The following is a 22,391-nucleotide window of genomic DNA, read 5'->3' as shown; positions in this document are numbered from 1 at the left end:
GAGTTAAACCTAATTCATGACATCGAAAAACACACCAAAACTATTCATTTATCACCACAGAAAACAAAACCAAAGCCACAGGACTAAAGTCCTGAATCCGAAAATCACATCAAGCCCCGGACATGGGACTTCAGTCCCGCACGTTGTTTTTAATACCCAAACTATCCATTTATTGCCACTAAAACAACAACAAAACAAGACAAACTCCTGAATCCGAAAATCACACCAAAACCACTTATTTTGGGGCGTCGACTTCAGTTGACCTATCATGCAAAGCATGGAGTTCTTTTCTAAACCGAGCGACTGAAGTCGCTGCCCCAACGTCATACACACCAAAACTATTCATTTATCACCACAGAAAACAAAACCAAAGCCACAGGACTAAAGTCCTGAATCCGAAAATCACATCAAGCCCCGGACATGGGACTTCAGTCCCGCACGTTGTTTTTAATACCCAAACTATCCATTTATTGCCACTAAAACAACAACAAAACAGGACAAACTCCTGAATCCGAAAATCACACCAAAACCACTTATTTTGGGGCGTCGACTTCAGTTGACCTATCATGCAAAGCATGGTGTTATTTTCTAAACCGAGCGACTGAAGTCTCTGCCCCAACAACATAAATATCATGTAATTAAAAAAGTAAATAAATTCAGTTGGTTATAATTTTCACATAAAAAACCTTAAACCTAACTCCGATAAGTAATATACAAATCTCGACACGAGACACCAAAATTCAAACGAGTTTATTCATCAACCAACATCGACATGTAAAATCAATCGCTACACACCGGTTTTATTGCTAATATTTAAACCCGACTGCTAATTTTATTTAATTTTCAAAAGATTAGCCCTAAATTTAATAACACCTTCCCTTACCTGTTCACAAAATGGATGACCTATGAACTTAAAAAAAACCTTAATCGCAGCCGCAATATCGACGACACCATTGTTTACCGCTTCATCTTTTGCAGCCGACAATATTGACCTACTTATCACCGATGCCACCATTCTCACCATGAACGCCGATAAAACCGTTTATGAATCAGGTACCGTCGCTATTAATGGCAACAAAATCATTGCGGTTGGCGACAAATCCCTCGCTGATAAATACCAAGCAGATACAACCCTCGACGTTGATGGTGATATTGTCATGCCAGGTTTAATTAATACCCACACACACGTTTCAATGACCGTATTTCGCTCATTAGCAGATGATGTACCCGATCGCCTACATCGCTATATCTTCCCACTTGAATCAAAATTAGTATCACGTGATATGGTCCGAATTGGTGCCAACCTCGGTAATGTTGAAATGCTTAAAGGCGGCGTAACAACCTACGCAGACATGTACTACTTTGAAGATGAAGTTGCAAAAACCGTCGATAAAATTGGTATGCGCGCAATCCTAGGCGAAACCGTTATTAAATTCCCCGTTGCCGATGCTAAAAATGCACAGGAAGGCATTAACTACGCACTTAACTTCATTGAAGAATATAAAGATCATCCGCGTATCACCCCTGCATTTGCACCACATGCACCCTACACCAACACTACCGAAGTCCTACAACAGGTTGCACAACTGTCGAAAGAAAAAGACGTTCCCGTGTTGATTCACTTAGCAGAATCAAGTCGTGAAGCTGAAAAAATAGCAGAGCGCAGTGATGGCAAAAGCCCAGTGCAATACATGCATGATATTGGCGCGCTAAACAGCCACCTAGTCGGTGCACACATGATTTTAGTCGACGATAAAGACATTGAGTTAGTCAAAGAAAGTGATATGGGCGTCGCGCATAATATGAGTGCAAATATCAAGTCTGCGAAAGGTGTTTCACCTGCACTTAAAATGTATGACGAAGGTGTGCGTATTGGCCTTGGCACCGACGGTCCAATGTCAGGCAACAACTTAAGTACTATTGCAGAGTTTGGCCAAGTCGCAAAAGTACACAAACTCATTAATCATGACCGCGCAGCAATGCCACCCGTTAAAGTAATCGATATGGCAACCATGGGCGCTGCACGTGCCTTACATATGGAAGATAAAATTGGTTCATTAGAAGTGGGCAAACTCGCAGATATCATCGTTATTGATACTAAAGCTGCGAATATGGTACCAGTTTATAACCCATACTCAGCATTGGTTTATTCTGCTTATCCGACCAATGTTCGCCATGCTATTGTAGATGGGAAAATACTGATGGAAGATAAAAAAGTACTCACAGTAGACGAAGACAAAATACGTGAAGAAGCGCTAAAATTCACCGATGTTGTCAGAAAAACAATCATCGACAGCGGTGAAATAGTACAGTAAAAAATAACGGGCTAACTCAGTTTAGCCCGTTAATTCATCTAGAAAGATAATCTATATATTCCCCATCACAATAATCATTTAACCTATTTTACGGATTAATACCCTCAGAGAAATTCGCACGACGTTTTCGCCAAAAATGAGCGACTAAAGTCGCTGCCCCAACGTCATACACACCATAACTATTCATCTATTGCCACTACAACAACAAAAAAGGACAAACTTCTAAATCCGAAAACATCAAACAGGTAACCTAAGTCCTAACATCGAAAAACACACCAAAACCACTTATTTTGGGGCGTCGACTTCAGTCGACCTATAATGCAAAGCAGGGTGTTCTTTTCTAAACCGAGCGATTAAAGTCGCTGCTCCAAGGTCATCGATATTAGAATAAAGCAATTTCCTCGACAAAATGGAGTTCAAATATCTAATACCATTACACTTTAAAATAACTCACACTATTATGTAATTCCAACGCCAAAGCTTTCAACTCGTCGGTACTGTGTTTCGAATTCACAATAGCTTCTGCAGTTGCCTGAATCGTTCCTGAAATTTCCTCTGCATTAACAGCAAGACTTTGCGTTGTTTTACTTTGCTCTTCCGATGCACTCGAAACACCACGGATCATCGTTAAGGTTTCATCTGAAGCAGTACGAATATTCGATAACATATCAATAACTTGATTTGAACTTGCCACACTCGCTTCAACTTTTGGTAACACCGCATTCATGGTTTTTGTCACGCTATCGGTATCGGACTGCACTAAACCAATTGTTTTCGTAATTTCAGCGGTAGCCGTCGCCGTGTGCATATTTTCATCCATGGAGATCAGCTAATAACATCCATCGAGATCACCTAATAACATCAACTTAGATCAGCAAATAACATTCATGGAGATCAGTTTTGAGCCAAAATGTTATTTAGCGATCTTCATCGATGTTATTGATTTGCTCACTTTCTAGTCAATAGGTGTGTTTAACCGTTACTCTGTCATTTTTTAATGTGATGAGAGTAACCATGTCAACAGTACCTATAACGATGAAAAAATTAAAAGATATACTCCGCCTCAAATACGGACAAAAACTAAGCCATAGGCAAATAGCGAAGAGCCTATCTATTTCCCCCTCCGTTGTCTCTCGCTATTGCGCTCGAGCCGCAAAAATGGGGATCATGGATTGGCCGCTAGACGATACCTGGGATGACGTTACTCTCAAAAACACCTTTCTAAAAACCAAAGCGCCACTGAAAAAACACAGCTTACCAAACTGGCAAGTCGTGCAAGATGAGCTTAAAACACGTAAGTATATGACCTTGCAACTTTTGTGGGAGGAATATGCTGATAGCAATCCGGCTGGCTATTACAGTTATAACCATTACTGTCGCATGTACCGACAGTGGTGCTCAACGCTACGCTTATCAATGCGACAAACGCATCATGCGGGTGAAAAGCTGTTTGTCGATTACTGCGGTCCTACGATTGCTATCGTTAACCCTGATACAGGTGAGTATCGAAATGCCCAAGTCTTTGTCGCGGTTATGGGGGCGAGCAACTATACCTATGCAGAAGCAACTTGGTCTCAAAAGTTGGAAGACTGGATAATGAGTCACGTACGTTGCTTTGAATTTCTTGGTGGCGTCCCTGAAATGGTTATCCCTGATAACCTTAAAAGTGGTGTTCATAAAAGCTGTCGCTATGAACCAGATTTGAACCCTACTTACCATCAGCTATCCGCACATTATGATACGGCTATCATCCCCGCAAGACCTTATAAACCGAAGGATAAATCAAAGGCTGAAGTAGGCGTACTGATTGTTGAGCGTTGGATAATGGCCAGGGTTCGTAAAGAGACCTTCTTCAGTCTAAAGCAACTCAATCAGCGCATAGCCGAGTTGCTCAGTTGGATGAACAATAAAGTGATGAAGCAATATAATGAATCCCGTATATCGTTGTTTCAACGTATCGATAAACCCGCGCTAAAGCCTTTACCGGACTCAGTTTATCAGTTCACCTATGTTAAAAATGTTCGCGTTAATATCGATTACCACGTTGAAATCGAAAAACACTATTACTCAGTACCTTATAACCTTGTTAAAAAGCAGCTTGAAGCCCTGGTAACAGGCCAGCTTATCACCTTAAAGTTTGAGGGGAATACGGTTGCAACTCATCCTCGCTCGTATCAAGCCGGAAGGCATACCACACAAGATGTGCATATGCCTCAAGCTCATCAAAAACAGCAATGGTCACCAGCACGGTTTGAAAGCTGGGCTAAGAGTATTGGCCCAAATACACTCGCGCTAGTACAAACGCATCTAGCAAGCCGAAAGCACCCAGAGCAAGCTTATCGTTCATGTTTAGGGCTACTTAATTTATCGTCGAAATACAGCAAAACTCGGTTAGAAAAGGCTTGTGAACGCGGTCTTATTACGGGGGCTAATCGGCTTAGAAATATAATTAATATACTGCAAAAAGGATTGGATAAAACACCAATATTAGAGCAACAGCCTGATTTATTATCCGAGATCGAACATCAAAATATACGTGGCAATGATTACTATCACTAGGGAAAGACTATGCAAGAAATTACACAACAACTTAATCAATTAAAACTGACAGGCATGCGTGATGCTCTTGAACAACAACTTATGCAAGCAAATACCTATGCTGAATTAAGCTTTACTGAGCGTTTGCAGGTACTTCTGGCTCAAGAGCTTACACAACGTCAACAACGACGTATTGAGAGGCTTACCCGGCAAGCTAAGTTCAGGCAAAGAGCTGCGCTTGGTGATATCCAATACAAAGCTAGCCGTAACCTAGATAAAGCCCAGATAAGGACGTTAAGCCAAAGTGAATGGTTGAATCATGCGCATAACTTAGTCATCACTGGTGCAACGGGATGCGGTAAAACCTATATTGCCTGCGCACTTGGAGTCGAGCACTGTAGGCAAGGTAAAACAGTATTCTACTTCCGGCTAAAAGAGTTGCTCGAGCAGATGTACCTTGGGCAGGCAGAAGGCAGTTACCGAAAGCTTATCGGTAAACTTATTAAAGCAGATTTACTGATCATTGATGACTGGGGTCTAGAGCCATTAAATGCGAATCAACGTAGTGACTTACTTGAGCTTATTGATGGTCGCTACGACCATCACGCCACATTAATAATCAGTCAATTACCGATATCGAATTGGTATGAAATGATAGGTGAATCGACACATGCCGATGCAATACTCGATCGATTAGTACACCGGTCAATTAAAATAGAATTAGAAGGAGAATCGATGAGAAAAATGATAAAACCATTGACTCATGGAGATCAAAAAAAGTAGATTAAACGAGGTCCTGTTGATTAGAGAGTTAGCGATCTCCATGGATGGTAATCAGTGATCTTCTTCATGTTAATACGCACCGTGCGTGAAGCGAGTGTTCTAACCTCATCGGCAACCACCGCAAAGCCACGACCTGTTTCACCAGCACGAGCGGCTTCAATCGCGGCATTTAAAGCAAGTAAATTGGTTTGCTCAGCAATATCGCGAATAACATTAATAACATGACCAATTTCTAATGACCGTTTTTGCAAACTGGCAATCTCATCCGATGAAGACAAAATCTCACTCGAAATTTCATTAATACTATTTGCAGATTGCTGTACAGACTCCTCTGCATTTGAAGATAATTCAAAGGAAACCGCTGAATTTTGTTCCGTTTGATTAATACTTTCAGCAATCTCCTCAATCGAAGCCGACATCTGTTGAATTGCCACCGTCGTTGCTTGAGAACTGTCTGCAGTTTGATGCGATGCGATTGAAATATTCGTCATTTGATCATTCAATGCTTGTGATGCATGGGTCAGCTGAACCGAACTTTGCTGAATTTTTTCAACCATGCCTTTTAATGATTTCTGCATTCGAGCAACCGATGCCAATAAACTATCATCTTCAAATTGGCCTTCAATCGGTTCATTTAAATTCCCATTTGCAATATGATTTGTAACCAGCGTTACGTAGGTTGGCTCACCACCGATATTTCTTAATATATTCTTTAAAATAGCCCGCGCTAATATAATCGTCGCTAAAATAATAACACTTAGAATAATGAATCCTACGATTGAAAAATCAATCGCCGTATTTTTAAAATCAGCTTCTAAATCATCAACATAAATTCCATACCCAAACACCCATTTCCATTCGGGTATCATCATCATGCCATTAATTTTCTGAAACAATCCTTGAGCACCTGATTTTGGGTATTGCCCTTCACTAAACACCACATCAACACCTTGTAAAGCCCGCACAGAAGACTGATAACTATCTTGCACTTGACCAAGTTGTGCGGCATTAGGGTGAACTTTCGATTTCGCATCATGCCCATTTGCCCAAATATAGGAATCTCCCGAGCGCATTTTCGACAACATATCGATAACTTTGCTTTCAGCTTCATCGCGCGACATCATCCCCTTTTGCTCTAATTCAACATATTCAGACACCTGTGCTTTCGCCAACATTAAAATATTATGAATCTCATGCTTTCTCGCATCGGTTAAATTCGACTTAATAATATTCAGAGATTGCATACTTAAAACCAGTAACCCAATCGCGCATAACGCAACTAATATGGCTAATTGTTTAGACAACTTCATTGTAAATCCTTCTTAATAAATGGCTTCAATTGCAATAAAAAAGCACGGAATGTGCATGTGAAATAATATTGTAGTACAAATATAAAGCTGTGATTTAAAAACACAGCAAATAACCGAGGAGATATTTACCGCACTATCTCAGCAACCAATCAAACACGACAAAACCACTTATTTTGGGCGTCGACTTCAGTCGACTATCATGCAAAGCATGGTGTTGTTTATAAATCGAGCGACTAAAGTCGCTGCCCCAAGGTCATACACATCAAAACTACCCATTTATCACCACAAAAAACCAAAACCAAAGCCACAGGACTAAAGTCCTGAATCCGAAAATCACACCAAGCCCCGGACATGGGACTTCAGTCCCGCACGTTGTTTTTAATACCCAAACTATTCATTTATTGCCACTAAAACAACAACAAAGCAGGACAAATTCCTGAATCCGAAAACCTCAAACAGATAACCTAAGTCCTAACATCGAAAAACACACCAAACCACTTATTTTGGGGCGTCGACTTCAGTCGACCTATCATGCAAAGCATGGTGTTCTTTTTTAAACCGAGCGACTAAAGTCGCTGCCCCAACGTCATAGATATTAGAACCAAATAACTAATAAATTCAGTGCATTATGGTTACTGTAAGAATTAATTAATAGCTAAATTGCTTGGTTGTGTAAGTCTTGTCCTCACAACCCAGCAAGCAGCGCTAAAAATGTAGGGTGTGCTGTATGCACCATCTGTCCTTCATTAACGACAAACAATATCCCTTACTTTTCAACTCTAAAAATAAATCAAAATAACTATTTACTCTTGCCAGCAAAGGGATATAGTGCGCGCCCCAATAAGATGTTAGTATGAATATTAATCATTAAAAAGAGGTACAACATGGCTAAAAACAAAAAAGTGGTCAAAGCAATAACGCTTGATACTGCACAAAAACAAACCGATATTGCACGAGGCACTATCAACCATTCTGCAATGGCGGCATTAGTGACCAGCAAAGTATTTGCAATGCGCGTAGTAAAACCGAAAAAAGGAAAAGGCGCGTTTAAGCGTAAAGCAAAACACTCAGGGAAAGAGTGTTACCAAATAGCGGCTTAACCACACAGCCCTTATTTGATAGCATTCTAACTCTCCTATTTACCCCCTGTCGGAAATAACAAAAACAACAAAACACAGCGCCGATTACACTCCTCAACTAAATAATATGCTCAATCTGTTGCACTTGAAGCTCGAATATATTATCAATCGCCTTAATGCAATCCGTTGCTAATGCAAAATACACATCTTGGTTAATCGTGATATTGTCAGTCTCAATTAACTCCTTATCAATGGTGTCACTCAACGCCATCATTTTTAATTGCGCCACGTTCAACAAATCAACATGTTTAGCAGTAAATTCATCTAGAGAAGAGAGTTTGGTTAAGGTTTGATTAGTCGTTTTTTGAATATTTTGCTGTAAAAAAGAAAGTCGTATTTTATTCACACTCGAACAACGTTTGCGCGTAGCAACTCCAGCGCCGATTCCTCTTGACTGACCAATCGATTCAGTTGCCCCCACGAGCTCTCTCCACACAAGGCCAATAGCGGGAAGTTTGGGTAAAGCAATCGCATTCAAACAATGAAACTCAGCGCAATCTTCCAGCAAGTACAATAAGCCAACGATTAATTGTGTATGTTGATGAAAATTATTGTCTATATCACACCCCGCATCATACTTAATCAAACGCCCCCAATGGTCGATAAAAGAATCCCAACGGCTATTTTCAATAATTGTTTTCTGTTGATGCAAATAATCAAGCTCCTCGTTTATTTGTTGTTCAAGGACAACTAAAGAAGCATGCTTACTCTTATCGCCATTTAACCACGCAGAACTTACCCCTCGATGGGCCTGTATTAACCCGAGTAAAGCTTTAACATGCAAAATAATCGTTAACCCCTCCTTTTGCAAACGCACCTTACGTTTTAGTTGGTAATAATGACTAAATATGACACAGGCCAGTATCAAAACGATTAAAACAATAGTTATTCCCATACGCTATCTCCTTAACAATCTTGAGTCAGTAATTTCAAATGCGTCGCAACGGTTTCGGCTTGTTTTGCAATACCCGCATTATCTCTTGCTCCTTGCACCACCGATTCAATATGATGGGCTATTTCATTCGTCGCTATTGTTTGTTGTTCCGCGTTAGTCGCCACCACCTCCATTTTTTCTTGCACCTCAAAGGTTGCATTTTCAATCTCCTGTAATGCTTGATCGACATGGTCTGCTTCCTGATTCGATTGTGACGATTGACTCACCACCTTCGCCATACTGGCATTAATTTTATTGCCCTGTTGAATAACCAAATTAACATTCATCACAATATCATTGGCAGCCAGATGAGAACGATTAGCCAGCGTCCTCACTTCATCGGCGACGACCGCAAATCCACGCCCAAACTCCCCCGCTCTAGCCGCTTCAATAGACGCATTCAGTGCTAATAAATTTGTTTGGTCTGCAATACCTTGTATAGATTCAGAGGTAGCAGCAACCGCATTCGCCAATGTCATTAACTGCTCAATATCTCGAGCCGTTTCATGTGCTTCAAAGGAAACATCTTTTAACGCGACTTTTAACGTAGTCACCGCTTGTCGACCTTGTTCAGCCGTTTCAAAGGCCGTACGAGATGCGCCGTGTACATCACCAATTCGCGTACTGACCTCCTGCAACGACGTCGTCATTTCATTAATCGCAGCAGCCGTTGAAGTAGTCGCATCGGATTGCTTATGCACATTTTCAGTGACCGCATGAGCCGTATCAATGACCTGCACAGCAGAAAAAGCCACCTCCTCAAGTTTATTTTTATTTTCGGTATTAATTCGGCCAATTTCTCGATAAGAAAAAAGCAACTCCCCCAACGCATTCGAACTGACCAAAGAGCTTGTATTAAGTTCACGATAATCAAAGGTTTCAGGATTAACAGTCGTAAACAACTGATTAAACAATGTCGCCTCTTGCCTGAAAACGAAAAATAATCCAATCGAGCAATACAGTAACAACACCAATAACCCAGATAACACAACGTTCGGTACAAAAATTAACGCAGCCGATTCCAAAAATTGGATAATATTTGCCAATAAAATAAGCATAATATAAATGATAATCACGACCTGTAGCCCGACATAGTCAATGATCTTCTTGATTGGAAAAGCGATTAACGTGTTCATTGCACCTCACTTATTAATTAGATTGAATAATAGGTAATACAATTTCTATTCCAAAATTCAACACATTGTAAAATAAAGGAATAAATATAAAATGTTATCAGAATGTTACAATTAAGTGCATGAAATGCGCTAAAATGAATCACGCAGAGGCTTTTTAGAAAAATTAAATAGGTGTGGTGATAACTTCTAATTATTTTCGATGCATAAACATTACCGATGAAATTAGGGTTAATAACAACAAAGAATGAATGATAAGTTTGAAGCATTAACGGTCTGATATACGCTCGCCTATTAAATAAGCTTCACTTCAAGAAAAACTACTGCGTAATTATTACCCGACAATATAGAACAATTAATGCTTAAATTTCATTTGGTATTCTACAAAAAATATTTAAAGGCAAGCTTGGTTATCGTATGAAATTTCTGATCTGTGTGTGGAACAAATACTTCCATGAAAGAGCATTGTCCCAAAAACAGTAATAAAAGTACCAAAATTAGTCAAAAAGGAAAGCTTATTACTACTTCATATATCAAAACTGTAATACTAAACAATATTTTTTATTTTGTTTTACCGCAAGCTAAATCCCTTTCATCAATTAGCTCAGGGTGATGATTATCCATCGTTTTCAATATTAATAAATTACACTTTTTCTCTTTTTTACGTGCTTCTGTTTTCTCTTTTGCATCAGATATTTGCGCGATAAAAGGTTTATAATTAATAGCGGCATTACAATACATGGATCGTGCTTTTTTAACCTTCCAATTTGAACTAGTACTCTTGGTTAAACCTTCACACATTTCACTAAATAATGATTTAGCTTTGATAGTACACATTGAGTAGTTAGCATTACCTTTATTATCAGAACAAACAGATTTATCTCTAATCTTCCAGATTTGATATTGAAAAGAAATAGGCATCCCTTGATACTCAATCGTTTCAGTTTGAATTTCAGTTCCTAATATATCACCTACTTGATTATGGATTTGATTTGTTGTTGCAGTTAAATAGGCAGCTATAAATGCTGTGACTGGATCCATTATTTTCCTCAGCTAACATGAATTATTGTTCGATTTTAATCATAGACCTACATTTAGGAAAGGCCCTACAGCCCCAGAATTTATTTCCCAAATTATGTCCTTTTTTAACTTCCCTTAAAACCATTATTGAACCGCACTTATTGCAAACAGGCGCTTTTGTTTCATTACCTTTAATAGTATTAACTACTCGAGTTTTATCTATTGATTGTTTGCTAGCCACAATCTGTTTTACGTGTTTATTATGTTGAAAGTTAGTTTTAAAATTACGACTTAACCTACCTGCTTCAATTTCTACAATTATTCCATTTACCTGGCTATCAGAAAAAACGATATTGCATTTGGATTTAATATATTTAACGCAACCTCGCGCATAGGTGACATTATCCGGCATATCCGTTTTGAACGTACTATCACCAACAAACACAACAACCGAATAGATAAACTCAGAAGGGATCTCTAAACAAGCAGCTAATGTTTGTGTATGTTTATAATTTTGATGCAATGGATTCTGAAATTTCCCAGTATATTTAAATATCTTTTGTGTCCACTGCTTTTGCTTTGCGGAACCAAATATCCAGCCCTTCATATTCTTCGTTTCTATAACAAAAACACCAAATTGTGAAACAACAATATGATCAATTTGTGTGGTGCCATTCTCAGTTGGTAAAGTAACGTTTTTAATTAAGCAATATTTGTTTTTATCCAAACGCTTACTAAGTAAAAAGTTAACTAAAAATTCACCAGCCTTCCCCTTAAACCAAGGTGTTTTGATGATGATGCCAAATAGTAATATTGGAAATAAATACCACAACTGAAAAGCAATTCTCATAAGGCCTTCAACAACCCCATTTAACATTACGCTATAATCCATGGTGCTTAACTCACTTATTAAATACAAAAGGTTAACTAATCACTCATCTTAACCTTGCAAAACATCATACACTTTCAACCACGTATTTTATTTTATAGTCAAAGTTATTCGTAATCAGCTGATACCAAATATTTTCTGTAACACAATAGCCCACTAACACAGCTATTTCTTCTATAACATTAAAAGATTAACTTTTATTAAAATTTCCCCAACGCATTCGAACTGACCAAAGAGCTTGTATTAAGTTCGCGATAATCAAAGGTTTCAGGATTGACAGTCGTAAACAACTGATTAAACAATGCCGTCTCTTGCCTAAAAACAAAAAATAATCCAATCGAGCAATACAGTAACAACACTAATACCCCTGATAACGCAATATTCGGTACAAAAATTAACGCCGCCGATTCCAAAAATTGGATAATATTTGCCAATAAAATAAGCATAATATAAATGATAATCACGACCTGTAGCCCGACATAGTCAATGATCTTCTTGATTGGAAAAGCGATTAACGTGTTCATTGCACCTCACCTATTAATTAGATTGAATAATAGGTGATACAATTTCTATTCCAAAATTCAACACATTGTAAAATAAAGGAATAAATATAAAATGTTATCAGAATGTTACAATTAAGTGCATGACATGCGCTAAAATGAATCACGCGGGGCTTTTTAGCAATTAAAATTGAATATATATAGTCATAGCAGAAGAGTTCTATCGAGAGATAAGATGTAGAAACGCAGAATAAAAAGATCAAGTCATTCTCGAGCGCTTAGAACAGGAAGCTTAATACCGGAATAGATGAAACTTATTTCACTACTGCTTACAATAACCAGAGTCATAACATTGCAAAACATATTATCAATAAGATATCGTTTGGTAAGCTATTTGATAAATTAAGAACTATTGAGGTAACAGGCAATGGATGCACAACTATTCGCAAAGCTAGTTAAACAAATTACAGTAGGGAAAAAATTACCTGATGCCATATATATACATAAAGATGCATTCACGGCAATCCCCGATACGTTGAAAGGTTTTATACCTGCGGTGGCAAAGGCGCTAAAAGTTGAAGAAGAAACTTGGCACCTCGTTAAACTTTTTAAAAAAGAATTTCGCCTTTCATTACTTAGTTACCCCGATTTTTACACCGACTCCTATCCTGCATTATTAAAAAGCATTAACGTAGATTTAACTAAACTGTCGCATCGCATAACTGACTATTCAAATTCTGAAAACCCACCTATTTTGCATCGTAAAGAAACGATGGTCCTAGCAAGCAATCCTCATTTTGAACACTTCTCCCAAATCACAGCAGAGGGTGAAAATGCCGGATTATATGAAAATACCCGCATAATTGGTTTTAAACAAACTTGGATAAACTTAATTCATCGACATGGATATGAATTAGTCGACGGCAGACTGTTCAGAAACTCAGCAATCGTTCCCCCTTCGGATGAGAATGAAATTGACAGGCACCGAACAGCTATTGTGCGACATGAACTTTCCGCACCAATGAAAACCCTTGCTAAAAATGGATTTCTCGAAGGTGATTATACAATTTTTGATTATGGATGCGGACGAGGAGATGATTTACGCGAACTCGAAGCGCATGGCCTTGATGTCATCGGGTGGGATCCTAATTTCCAACCGGATAATGACAAAGTAGCCTCTGACATTGTAAATATAGGTTTTGTTCTTAATGTAATAGAAGACCAAGATGAAAGACTTGAAGCACTTATAAAAGCATGGGAACTTGCCGATAAACTATTAGTTGTATCTGTGATGTTGGCCAATGAGAGTTATATCAACCAATTCACACCTTATAAAGATGGCGTGATTACTTCACGAAACACATTTCAAAAATACTTCGCACAAAGTGAAATAAAAGCCTATATCGAAAGGCATTTAGATGAAATAACCGTCACCGTCGCCCCCGGTATTTTCTATATTTTCAAGGATAAACTGGCAGAACAAAACTACTTACAAAACAAATATAAACGACACAATAATTGGCAACAACTGACCTCTCCAGAGCCTATTGCTCAAAAAGACAAAGCGAAACTATTAATCACGCAACATGAAGCATTATTTAACGCCTTTTGGCAACGTTGTTTAGCATTAGGTCGAATTCCGGCCAATAACGAATTCCAACAAGCTGAAGAAATTAAATCACTCACTGGCTCATTTAAAAAAACATTCACACTGCTTGAAGAACTATATAACACGTCGGAATTTGCACAAGCACAGCAAAAACGCAAAGAAGATTTACTCCTGTATTTCGCAATGAGCCTATTTGAAAAACGAAAGCCCTATACTCAACAACCTGACAACCTAAAACGAGATATAAAAACGCACTTCGGAGAGTACAAAACGGCTTTAAACCTTGCCACTGAATTACTCTACGCAATCTCAGATATTGACCTAATTGAAGAGCAATGTAACAAAGCAAACGCCAGCCTCCCCGCAAGCATTACTAACAAAGGCCATTCACTCATTCTGCATAAAAACTTCATCGACCAACTTCCCCTTCTATTACGAGTCTATGTTGATGCTGCATTACAAATGTATGGAGAAATAGACGAAGCGATTGATTTAATTAAAATACACATCACATCAGGAAAAGTAACATTGACCAATTACGATGATTTTGAAAATAAAGCGGTCCCTTTTCTTGTTGAACGGATAAAAATCAAAATGGCTGATCAAGATATCGATTTCTTCGATTACATCAACGAAAGTAGAAGACCACCATTATTGAATAAAGGCGCATTGATTGACGAAACATTCGTGAACTACAAAAAACAGATTAGTTTTGATAAGCGATTAGCAAAATTGCTAAACACTAATTTAAATGAAGACGTATTGTTATCGCGAGGTGAATTTGATTCGAAATTGAATTCAGAAAACAAAAAAGTGGTTGGGTTTACAATCAAATCATCAATAAAAAATTAATTACACAACTCTTCCATACTATCGATTTATCTATAATTCACACACCCATCATAATCTACTCAGCTAGCCAAATAACTGTGTAAATAACCACCACGTTAAAATTAACATATCAGTACATTAACAATATCGGTTATTAGGTGTAAAATATTAAAAACCCAATTGATAAAACGTTAAATATAACGTAACATTTAGATATAACGTCAAATATAACGTAAGGGTTTATTATGAATGATTCACAAGATAGCTACTGTTATTCTTTTCCTGCTGTTAGAGGGATCCAAGCTGGGAAGCCTTTTTATATTGCAACATGCCCCTTAAGTACAATACCCAAGATCTTTATATTTAATGAAGAAGAAGTGCCTCCGGAGCTTAGAGCACAAAGACAATTAAATAAATCTCGAATTCCTGACATGGTCCGTTATCTAGTAGAAAACCCAAAAGATTACGTATTTTCAGCATTGACCGCTTCCGTTGCTTCTAAAGTAAATTTTAAAGAATCAGCGATGTCTAACTTAGGCACATTGAGTATTCCAATGGATGCGCAAATTTTAATTAACGATGGCCAACATCGACGGGCAGCCATTGAAGCCGCATTAAAAGAAAATCCTGATATTGCACATGATAATATTGCAGTATTATTTTTTGTCGATGAAGGCTTAAAACGCAGTCAACAAATGTTTGCAGATTTAAACAAATATGCTGTCAAACCAAGCCCTTCTCTAGGCGCTTTATATGATCATCGCGATGTGAGTTCTGAGCTAGCAAGATACCAAGCCAAACATATTAAACCCTTTGCTGGTTTTACTGAAATGGAGAAATCTAGTATTAGCTCTAAAAGTAATAAACTATTCACTTTGAGTAGCTTAAAACAAGCAAATCGCGCATTACTAAGTAAAGGTGTTAAAGAGGGATTCACTGAAGAAGAAAAAGAGTTAGCAAATCAGTACTGGGAAGCCATTTTTGAAGCTACACCTGAATGGCAAATGGTGCTTAAAAAAGAACTTTCTCCCTCACTATTTCGTCAGGAATATATTCATGCTCATGGCGTTGGTTTACATGCACTAGGGTTATTAGGTTGTGGATTATTAACTGAACACCCAAAGGACTGGCAAAATATTATTAAAAAACTAAAAAATGTTAATTGGCTTAAGTCGAATCCTGAATGGGCACAACGTAGTATGCAGCATGGTCGACTAAGCAAAGCATCAACCAACATTACATTGACAACCAATGCATTAAAACAAATTTTAGGGCTTCCATTAACACCTGAAGACCGCATATTAGAAAACAAATATATAACAAATACAGAGGCATAACATGGCTGAATTATTTAGAGCCGAAGGCCTAGACGAAGAACAAATTGAATATATAGAAAATGAGTTTTTCGCAGGATTCAAACGCTACAGTAATAGCAAAGCATTACCACCACAATTAGATATTTATAATAACCTTGATGACAAACTAAAAAATGTTAACAGTGCAGGCCTATGTCGGGATTTATTGCGTGAGCATCAAAATCATGAAGGATTTCTTTTAAAACATTTTATAGATGATGTCCAAAACGTCTATTGTGCAGATAATCGCCCTTGGGTAATTGGCTATAGTGGCGGTAAAGACTCTTCAGCAGTTGTCACGTTAATCTACTTAGCATTACTAGCATTAGATGAAGAAAAACGTACTAAAAAAGTTTACGTGGTTGCTTCAGATACATTAGTAGAAACACCACTCGTAATCGATCATGTTAATAAATCTTTAGAGCGAATAGGTAATCAAGCAAAGCAAGATAACCTACCGATCACAACGCATAAAGTATTACCTAAACCCGATAAAACGTTTTGGGCATGTTTACTTGGTAAAGGTTACCCAGCACCAACGCAAAGTTTCCGCTGGTGTACCGAGCGTATGAAAATTGATCCAGTTAGTGACTTCATTCAAGACAAAGTTTCAAAATATGACGAAGTTATTGTCGTATTAGGATCGCGTAGTCAAGAAAGCGCTTCTCGTGCGCAAGTTATTGCCAAGCATAAAATAAAAGATACCCGTCTTGCTCGTCATACAACGTTAGCTAATGCATTTATTTATACGCCAATCGATACTTGGAGTATGGATGATGTATGGAAAATATTACGCGCCTGTAGTTTAGAAGTGACCATTTCACCGATGGGTATTGGCAAAAAATGGGCTAATAAATATGATTTAGAATGGGAAAACCCATGGGGCTCTAAAAACATAACATTATGGAATTTATATAAAGATTCATCTGATCAAGGTGAATGCCCGATGGTCATCGATGACAGTACCCCTTCCTGTGGAAACTCCCGTTTTGGTTGCTGGACATGCACCGTTGTAAATAAAGATCGAGCAATGGAAAGCTTGATTAAAAATGGTGAAGAATGGATGCAACCACTTCTCTCCTTTAGAGATAAACTGGCTAGTACAAGTATACCTGAAAATAAACCGACCTACCGAAACTATAAACGGAGAACAGGTAAAGTAAGCTATCAACGTGTGAAAGAAGGTCAAAGCATTAAGGATGATCGCGCACATATTCCAGGCCCCTACATGATGAAATATCGCCAGGAATGGTTAAAAGAATTATTAGTTCAAGAGAAAAAATTTAACGAAGATGGCTATAAAATTACGTTAATCACTCAACCTGAACTGCATGCGATTCGGCAAGAATGGTTAAACGATCCTAATGAGCCTGACTGGGCAGATAGCCTCCCGACGATATATCGAGAAGTTTACGGTCATGATTTAAACTGGGTTATTAATGATAATAATAATTTTGGTCAAATCGAAGCTCAGATTCTATCCGAGTTAGGTGAGAAAAATAATGTGTCAGCTGAAATGGTTCAAAAATTACTCGACCTTGAAATCTCTCTCGAAGGATTGAGTCGTCGTACTGGTGTTTTCGATAAAATAGGCTCCTTACTGAAGCAAGACTGGGGCTCGTTAGACGAAATTAAAGAAAGGCATCAACAATTACAAAGTAAAGCCGACTTTGATATTCATCATGAACAAATTAGCAATTATGAACAAGAAATTGCGGCATTAGAACTTCAAAGTAAAGTGGAACTGTAAGATGATCATCAAAAGCCTTATTGTAAATAACTTTCGCGTATTCCGTGGTGTTCACGAAATCGATTTAATCCCACGATCAAAAAATAATACGTCAGAACCCCCCATCATTCTATTTGGTGGTTTAAATGGTGCCGGTAAAACATCTATATTAAGTGCAGTGCGTGTCGCTTTATATGGTCGTATGGCCTTTGGCCATGGTTTATCTACTCCTGAATACCAAAAACAACTTGATGCATTGATTCATCAAAGTGTAGGAATAAGTGATAACAAATCATCAATAGAATTAATATTTAATCATAGCCAAAATGGTACAGAACGAGAATACAACGTTACTCGATCATGGGAGTTAGGCAAAAAAGATAAACTCACACTTAAACAAGATAATACCGTGCTTTCACAAATGAGTTATGACCAATGCCAAAGCTTCTTAACTGAAATCATTCCAACAGGCATTGCAGACTTATTCTTTTTTGATGGTGAAAAAATTGCTGAATTAGCTGAAGACGAATCGGGTAAAGTACTACAGACAGCAGTTAAACGTCTATTGGGGATTGATATTATCGACCGTTTACGTAACGACTTATCACTTTATCTAAAGCGGAATAACGAAGCAGCAATGCCAGCTAATATTCAAGCCCAAATTGAAAAGCTCGATAAGGCACGAAAACAGGCTGAATTAGAAGCTAACGAATTAGCGCATCAAGCTTCTCAATGCAATGGAGTTATTAATTTAACCAAGAAAGAAATAGATGCTGCCGAAGTAGAACTTTCGTTGCGTGGAGGTGCTTGGGCAAGTAGCCGTGATCAAGAAAAAAATAAGCAACTAGCATTAGAAGCTGAACGCAAAGAACTTGAAAAAATATTACGTAGCGAAATAGAAGGAAGCCTACCTTTTTCATTCGCACCCAAAACGCTACAAAATTTATTAGCTCAACTCGAAAATGAAAAAGCCACAAAACAAACAGCGAGTTTTAATAAAGAATTAACCAGTTTTATGACTGAATTAAGTTGGAAACTGACAGATGAAATTGATGAACCTGAAACTGTTATTGTAACTATCAAAAATCAATTAGATGAACGGATAGCGAATCAAAAAAATACACCTGTATTATTAGATATCTCTGACCGTGAATTTAATCACATAACTTCTCAAATTAATACGCAATCACCAGCTTCCTTCAGACGCTTTGACGCAGCAAGAACACGTTTAACTGCCGTAGAAGCTCTCATTGCAGACCTTTCTATTAATATTGCACGTGCACCGGAACAAGAGCAATTAGAAGCACAACTAACAAATGTTAAACAATTAATGGCTAAGCGCACCCAAGCTATTTTAGATCATAAAGAGAAAGTAGAAGCGGCTAAACATAAATATCGGGAAGCAATTAATTACGCAAGAAAAATTCAAAGATTACACGATAAACATAAAGTCGCATACAATGCTGAAGCTTCATTAAGCAATGCTCAAAATGCACATAAATTGTTAGGAGAATTTAGTAAAAAGCTAACGCAAGTACGCGTTCAACAACTTGAAGCTGAATTTATTAAAAGTTATAAAAAATTAGCGCGTAAAGAAGATTTAAAACTATCAGCACGTATTAATACAACCAGCTTTGACGTTGAGTTAATTGATGAAACCCAACGTGCAATCAGTCGTAAAGCACTTTCCGCTGGCGAAAAACAGATTTATGCAATTGCGATTCTTGAAGCTCTCGGCAAAACCTCAGGTAAAAAACTACCGATTATCATAGATACGCCTCTTGGTCGTTTAGATTCAAAACACCGAGATAAACTGATCGAGCATTACTTTCCTGAGGCTAGCCATCAAGTGATCATACTATCAACTGACACAGAAATTGATAAAGGTTATTTTAATAATCCTACCTTTAATAACGCGATATCCCATTCATTCAACATTCAATTTGATAGCACAACAAAATCATCAACATTGGAAGCAGGATATTTCTGGGATCAACAAGAAAATAATGCACAAGAGGTAAATTAAGATGCTACCCAATCGAATGAACCTAACAAAAACAACTGAAGAACAGTTAAAAAAACTTAAAAGTTATACGGGTATTTCGCCTAATGTATCTTCACGTATTGCATTTTTCCGCTCTATTGAATCTAATTTTAGATACTCAAACGAAACGGCTAAAAAACTTGATGGGAGCTTAGTGTTAGATAAAGTGACTTGGTTAGGTGAAACTCAGCTAGTAACAGAACTAACCTTAAAACTCACCTACCCTGAATTAGATGAAAAAGAAAAAATGGCCGCTTGGGCGGCACATGTTGAGGATGGGATTTCGTCATTGAGAAACCATAAAAGTCTAATAGGATTAACCGTAGCTTTATAAAATCATCACGTTAATTGAGATATTTCCATCATCCTTTTATAAGCATTGCTTAATCCCTTTGTAGATGATGGAAATTCTTCAGAATCACTGAAATCCTCTACTTTTTTTATTTCACTTAAATATTTTGGGAATTTATTCTCCATCGTGTCCAATGTTGCACCGTCTTTTATTAAAACTGATTTTAAAAACTTAAAAACGCACGCAATCCCTACAGTTTTTTTAATAAAGTTATTATTATCGACCTCCCCCCAAAATATCCTATCAGTAGCCTCTAGGGCTAACGTTAAAACATCAGAAATGGCCTGGTCGTTTGCATTTATATATAGTTGTCTCAATGGGTAACGGTCATCTCCCTCTAACACCGTGCGCCCAACAATTTCATCATTGAGTTGCTTAGTATTCATCAGATAACGATCCTGTTTCGGATTATGACTTATCAAAGATAGTATTGCCTCGACTATTGATGACGTTGAGAACCTCCATGGCGGCAAGGCATCTCTATCTTTTTTAGACAACATGCTTTCATCTGCTGTCCTGTATTTTATACGATTAAGTAATGGTTTTTTTTTGTTTAACTCTCGAACAAAGTACACCGCAAGCGTTTCTGGAGGCCACTCTATTGGCTCACTACTTTCAATTTCATAACCAAAAAGTTGATATGCTAAACTTTTATCAACTTTACCTTGTGTGTAGTTAATCGTTGAAAAAAGAAATGCTTGGTAAGGCATAGCTAAATCTTCATATATGGAACAAGATAGATCCATCTCAGTTTCTGCATGTTCAAAACCATACAATCTATGTTGCCCATCAATAATTGATAATACTTTTGAACTTTTAGGAACTTTAATCTCGTATAACCCATCTTTTAAATCAATAAACTCTATTTTTTCATCTTCGCTTGCATAACGTCCTGTTTCTTTAAAATTAGCACCTAATATTATTGGATTGGGAAAAGATCCTGAATCACTATCGATAAACTGCCCGATATCCCTTAGTCTTTTGGGATTTAAAGTCCGCTGTACACCTTGTACAACACCATCACTATTCACAGCCTTCAATGAAAAACTTATCTCTCGCAATGTATCTGATGGTATTTTACAAATATAATAGTCAGAAAAAGGCTGGCAAATTTTAATTGCCTTAAACTTATAATAATCACTCATTTTAAACCTTCCCCAGGTAGTTTTTCTTTACTACTTTTAGACGAACTTCTCGAACCAGCAGCCTCAATGTTACCAGGAGAAACAGGCCTATCTTTAAAGTCAGCTTTGTCATAGTTAGTAATAATCCACAAACTAATAGCAATAAAGCTTCCAATCATTGCAAGATAACTCGTAGTTGTCGGTTCTTTTAAGCCGTAGAATGACAAAACAAATGCAATTAACCATGCGAAATATCCCGCAAACTCATTTGTTCTATTTTTGTTTATACAATGATCAGTCTCTAATTCATCATATTTGTCAGGTCCTAATTTCACAAAAAACTCAAAAGCAATACCGCCAAGTATACCAAGGTTAAACATAAAAATTGCAAACCCTTGAAACAATACTACTGGTAATGAACTAATGAATTCACATGAATTCTCTAATGACTCTTTTAAAGTTGAAATGTTGTATGTGGAAGTAGCTGTAGAGGTCACGGTTGCCCCCCAATTAAAATAATAACCAGCTAGTTCTATATTTTCTGATTGTACCTGAACATTATTGTTTACTACATTTACTTCGGAATTACATGCTGAAGATAAATCAAGACTAAAGGCCCATGGGGCCCATATACCACCACTTGAAATGATCATAATGATTAGAAATGAAAAAACAAACTTTGGATTTTTAACTGCTTTAAATGGTACCTTTAAACATTCCTTTCGCAAACATAACCAGTAGTTTTCTTTGTTTTCTGCCACATCTTTCTCCAAAATATTAACTCTA

General features: G+C 37.6%; 18 protein-coding genes. 9 read left to right on the top strand and 9 right to left on the bottom strand.

The annotated features are described in order from the left end of the window. Nucleotides 1–905: 905 nt before the first annotated feature. Nucleotides 906–2,315 (top strand): amidohydrolase, encoded by a 1,410-nt coding sequence (locus ACR30L_RS08335; RefSeq protein ID WP_435237551.1) that lies wholly within the window; start codon nt 906–908, stop codon nt 2,313–2,315. A 433-nt stretch (nt 2,316–2,748) separates the two neighbouring features. Here the strand turns inward: ACR30L_RS08335 and ACR30L_RS08330 are convergent, their stop codons facing one another. After that, nucleotides 2,749–3,135, bottom strand: coding sequence for a hypothetical protein (locus ACR30L_RS08330; RefSeq protein ID WP_435237550.1), 387 nt, complete (start codon nt 3,133–3,135; stop codon nt 2,749–2,751). Nucleotides 3,136–3,329: 194 nt separating this feature from the next. Here ACR30L_RS08330 and istA point away from each other — a divergent pair, with 194 nt between their 5' ends. Further along, nucleotides 3,330–4,874 carry an IS21 family transposase gene (istA, locus tag ACR30L_RS08325; RefSeq protein ID WP_435234393.1) on the top strand — a complete coding sequence of 515 codons (1,545 nt, stop codon included), beginning with the start codon at nt 3,330–3,332 and terminating at the stop codon, nt 4,872–4,874. Between the two features lie 9 nt (nt 4,875–4,883). Further along, nucleotides 4,884–5,636 carry an IS21-like element helper ATPase IstB gene (gene istB / locus ACR30L_RS08320; RefSeq protein WP_435234394.1) on the top strand — a complete coding sequence of 251 codons (753 nt, stop codon included), beginning with the start codon at nt 4,884–4,886 and terminating at the stop codon, nt 5,634–5,636. Nucleotides 5,637–5,656: 20 nt separating this feature from the next. On the opposite strand, the gene ACR30L_RS08315 is transcribed toward istB, so the two are convergent. Continuing rightward, a complete protein-coding gene (locus ACR30L_RS08315) occupies nt 5,657–6,946 on the bottom strand; it encodes a methyl-accepting chemotaxis protein (protein ID WP_435237549.1) in 1,290 nt (429 codons plus the stop codon). 884 nt (nt 6,947–7,830) lie between these two features. Between ACR30L_RS08315 and arfA the strand changes: the two genes are divergently transcribed. Further along, nucleotides 7,831–8,046: an alternative ribosome rescue factor ArfA gene (gene arfA, locus ACR30L_RS08310; RefSeq protein WP_435237548.1), complete on the top strand. Its 216-nt coding sequence runs from the start codon at nt 7,831–7,833 to the stop codon at nt 8,044–8,046. A gap of 97 nt (nt 8,047–8,143) precedes the next feature. On the opposite strand, the gene ACR30L_RS08305 is transcribed toward arfA, so the two are convergent. From ACR30L_RS08305 to ACR30L_RS08285, 5 genes are all read right to left on the bottom strand, one after another. Continuing rightward, nucleotides 8,144–8,980 (bottom strand): hypothetical protein, encoded by an 837-nt coding sequence (locus ACR30L_RS08305; protein ID WP_435237547.1) that lies wholly within the window; start codon nt 8,978–8,980, stop codon nt 8,144–8,146. 11 nt (nt 8,981–8,991) lie between these two features. Continuing rightward, nucleotides 8,992–10,155 (bottom strand): methyl-accepting chemotaxis protein, encoded by a 1,164-nt coding sequence (locus tag ACR30L_RS08300; protein ID WP_435237546.1) that lies wholly within the window; start codon nt 10,153–10,155, stop codon nt 8,992–8,994. 558 nt (nt 10,156–10,713) lie between these two features. After that, nucleotides 10,714–11,193: a hypothetical protein gene (locus tag ACR30L_RS08295; RefSeq protein WP_435237545.1), complete on the bottom strand. Its 480-nt coding sequence runs from the start codon at nt 11,191–11,193 to the stop codon at nt 10,714–10,716. 22 nt (nt 11,194–11,215) lie between these two features. Then, on the bottom strand, nt 11,216–12,049 hold the full coding sequence (locus ACR30L_RS08290; RefSeq protein ID WP_435237544.1) for an NERD domain-containing protein: 834 nt from the start codon (nt 12,047–12,049) through the stop codon (nt 11,216–11,218). 212 nt (nt 12,050–12,261) lie between these two features. Then, the gene (locus ACR30L_RS08285; RefSeq protein ID WP_435237543.1) at nt 12,262–12,585 is read right to left on the bottom strand and encodes a hypothetical protein; all 324 of its coding nucleotides are present in this window, start codon (nt 12,583–12,585) and stop codon (nt 12,262–12,264) included. Nucleotides 12,586–12,988: 403 nt separating this feature from the next. Here ACR30L_RS08285 and ACR30L_RS08280 point away from each other — a divergent pair, with 403 nt between their 5' ends. From ACR30L_RS08280 to dndE, 5 genes are all read left to right on the top strand, one after another. Beyond that, entirely contained in the window at nt 12,989–15,022 is a 2,034-nt protein-coding gene (locus ACR30L_RS08280; RefSeq protein WP_435237542.1) for a DNA phosphorothioation-associated putative methyltransferase, read from the top strand. A 224-nt stretch (nt 15,023–15,246) separates the two neighbouring features. After that, nucleotides 15,247–16,338, top strand: coding sequence for a DNA sulfur modification protein DndB (dndB, locus tag ACR30L_RS08275; protein ID WP_435237541.1), 1,092 nt, complete (start codon nt 15,247–15,249; stop codon nt 16,336–16,338). Between the two features lies 1 nt (nt 16,339). After that, nucleotides 16,340–18,106: a DNA phosphorothioation system sulfurtransferase DndC gene (gene dndC / locus ACR30L_RS08270; protein ID WP_435237540.1), complete on the top strand. Its 1,767-nt coding sequence runs from the start codon at nt 16,340–16,342 to the stop codon at nt 18,104–18,106. Between the two features lies 1 nt (nt 18,107). Further along, nucleotides 18,108–20,111, top strand: a complete 2,004-nt coding sequence (dndD, locus tag ACR30L_RS08265) for a DNA sulfur modification protein DndD (protein WP_435237539.1) — start codon at nt 18,108–18,110, stop codon at nt 20,109–20,111. Nucleotide 20,112: 1 nt separating this feature from the next. After that, on the top strand, nt 20,113–20,463 hold the full coding sequence (dndE, locus tag ACR30L_RS08260; protein ID WP_435237538.1) for a DNA sulfur modification protein DndE: 351 nt from the start codon (nt 20,113–20,115) through the stop codon (nt 20,461–20,463). Between the two features lie 5 nt (nt 20,464–20,468). Here the strand turns inward: dndE and ACR30L_RS08255 are convergent, their stop codons facing one another. Beyond that, nucleotides 20,469–21,626, bottom strand: coding sequence for a DGQHR domain-containing protein (locus tag ACR30L_RS08255; protein WP_435237537.1), 1,158 nt, complete (start codon nt 21,624–21,626; stop codon nt 20,469–20,471). Beyond that, entirely contained in the window at nt 21,623–22,366 is a 744-nt protein-coding gene (locus ACR30L_RS08250) for a hypothetical protein (RefSeq protein ID WP_435237536.1), read from the bottom strand. The genes ACR30L_RS08255 and ACR30L_RS08250 overlap by 4 nt, the downstream gene beginning before the upstream one ends. Between the last annotated feature and the right edge of the window lie 25 nt (nt 22,367–22,391).

The sequence above is a fragment of the Psychromonas saccharinae genome (genome assembly GCF_051201515.1).
Classification (GTDB): domain Bacteria; phylum Pseudomonadota; class Gammaproteobacteria; order Enterobacterales; family Psychromonadaceae; genus Psychromonas.
This window is presented reverse-complemented; position numbering and strand designations above follow the sequence as displayed.

What these genes read in the sequence shown, in the direction of transcription:
- ACR30L_RS08315 (WP_435237549.1), bottom strand. Translation starts at nt 6,946, where the DNA reads ATGAAGTTGTCTAAACAATTAGCCATATTAGTTGCGTTATGCGCGATT.
- istB (WP_435234394.1), top strand. Translation starts at nt 4,884, where the DNA reads ATGCAAGAAATTACACAACAACTTAATCAATTAAAACTGACAGGCATG.
- ACR30L_RS08295 (WP_435237545.1), bottom strand. Translation starts at nt 11,193, where the DNA reads ATGGATCCAGTCACAGCATTTATAGCTGCCTATTTAACTGCAACAACA.
- istA (WP_435234393.1), top strand. Translation starts at nt 3,330, where the DNA reads ATGTCAACAGTACCTATAACGATGAAAAAATTAAAAGATATACTCCGC.
- ACR30L_RS08255 (WP_435237537.1), bottom strand. Translation starts at nt 21,626, where the DNA reads ATGAGTGATTATTATAAGTTTAAGGCAATTAAAATTTGCCAGCCTTTT.
- ACR30L_RS08280 (WP_435237542.1), top strand. Translation starts at nt 12,989, where the DNA reads ATGGATGCACAACTATTCGCAAAGCTAGTTAAACAAATTACAGTAGGG.
- dndB (WP_435237541.1), top strand. Translation starts at nt 15,247, where the DNA reads ATGAATGATTCACAAGATAGCTACTGTTATTCTTTTCCTGCTGTTAGA.
- ACR30L_RS08305 (WP_435237547.1), bottom strand. Translation starts at nt 8,980, where the DNA reads ATGGGAATAACTATTGTTTTAATCGTTTTGATACTGGCCTGTGTCATA.
- ACR30L_RS08290 (WP_435237544.1), bottom strand. Translation starts at nt 12,049, where the DNA reads ATGTTAAATGGGGTTGTTGAAGGCCTTATGAGAATTGCTTTTCAGTTG.
- dndD (WP_435237539.1), top strand. Translation starts at nt 18,108, where the DNA reads ATGATCATCAAAAGCCTTATTGTAAATAACTTTCGCGTATTCCGTGGT.
- ACR30L_RS08300 (WP_435237546.1), bottom strand. Translation starts at nt 10,155, where the DNA reads ATGAACACGTTAATCGCTTTTCCAATCAAGAAGATCATTGACTATGTC.
- ACR30L_RS08330 (WP_435237550.1), bottom strand. Translation starts at nt 3,135, where the DNA reads ATGGATGAAAATATGCACACGGCGACGGCTACCGCTGAAATTACGAAA.
- arfA (WP_435237548.1), top strand. Translation starts at nt 7,831, where the DNA reads ATGGCTAAAAACAAAAAAGTGGTCAAAGCAATAACGCTTGATACTGCA.
- ACR30L_RS08285 (WP_435237543.1), bottom strand. Translation starts at nt 12,585, where the DNA reads ATGAACACGTTAATCGCTTTTCCAATCAAGAAGATCATTGACTATGTC.
- dndC (WP_435237540.1), top strand. Translation starts at nt 16,340, where the DNA reads ATGGCTGAATTATTTAGAGCCGAAGGCCTAGACGAAGAACAAATTGAA.
- dndE (WP_435237538.1), top strand. Translation starts at nt 20,113, where the DNA reads ATGCTACCCAATCGAATGAACCTAACAAAAACAACTGAAGAACAGTTA.
- ACR30L_RS08335 (WP_435237551.1), top strand. Translation starts at nt 906, where the DNA reads ATGAACTTAAAAAAAACCTTAATCGCAGCCGCAATATCGACGACACCA.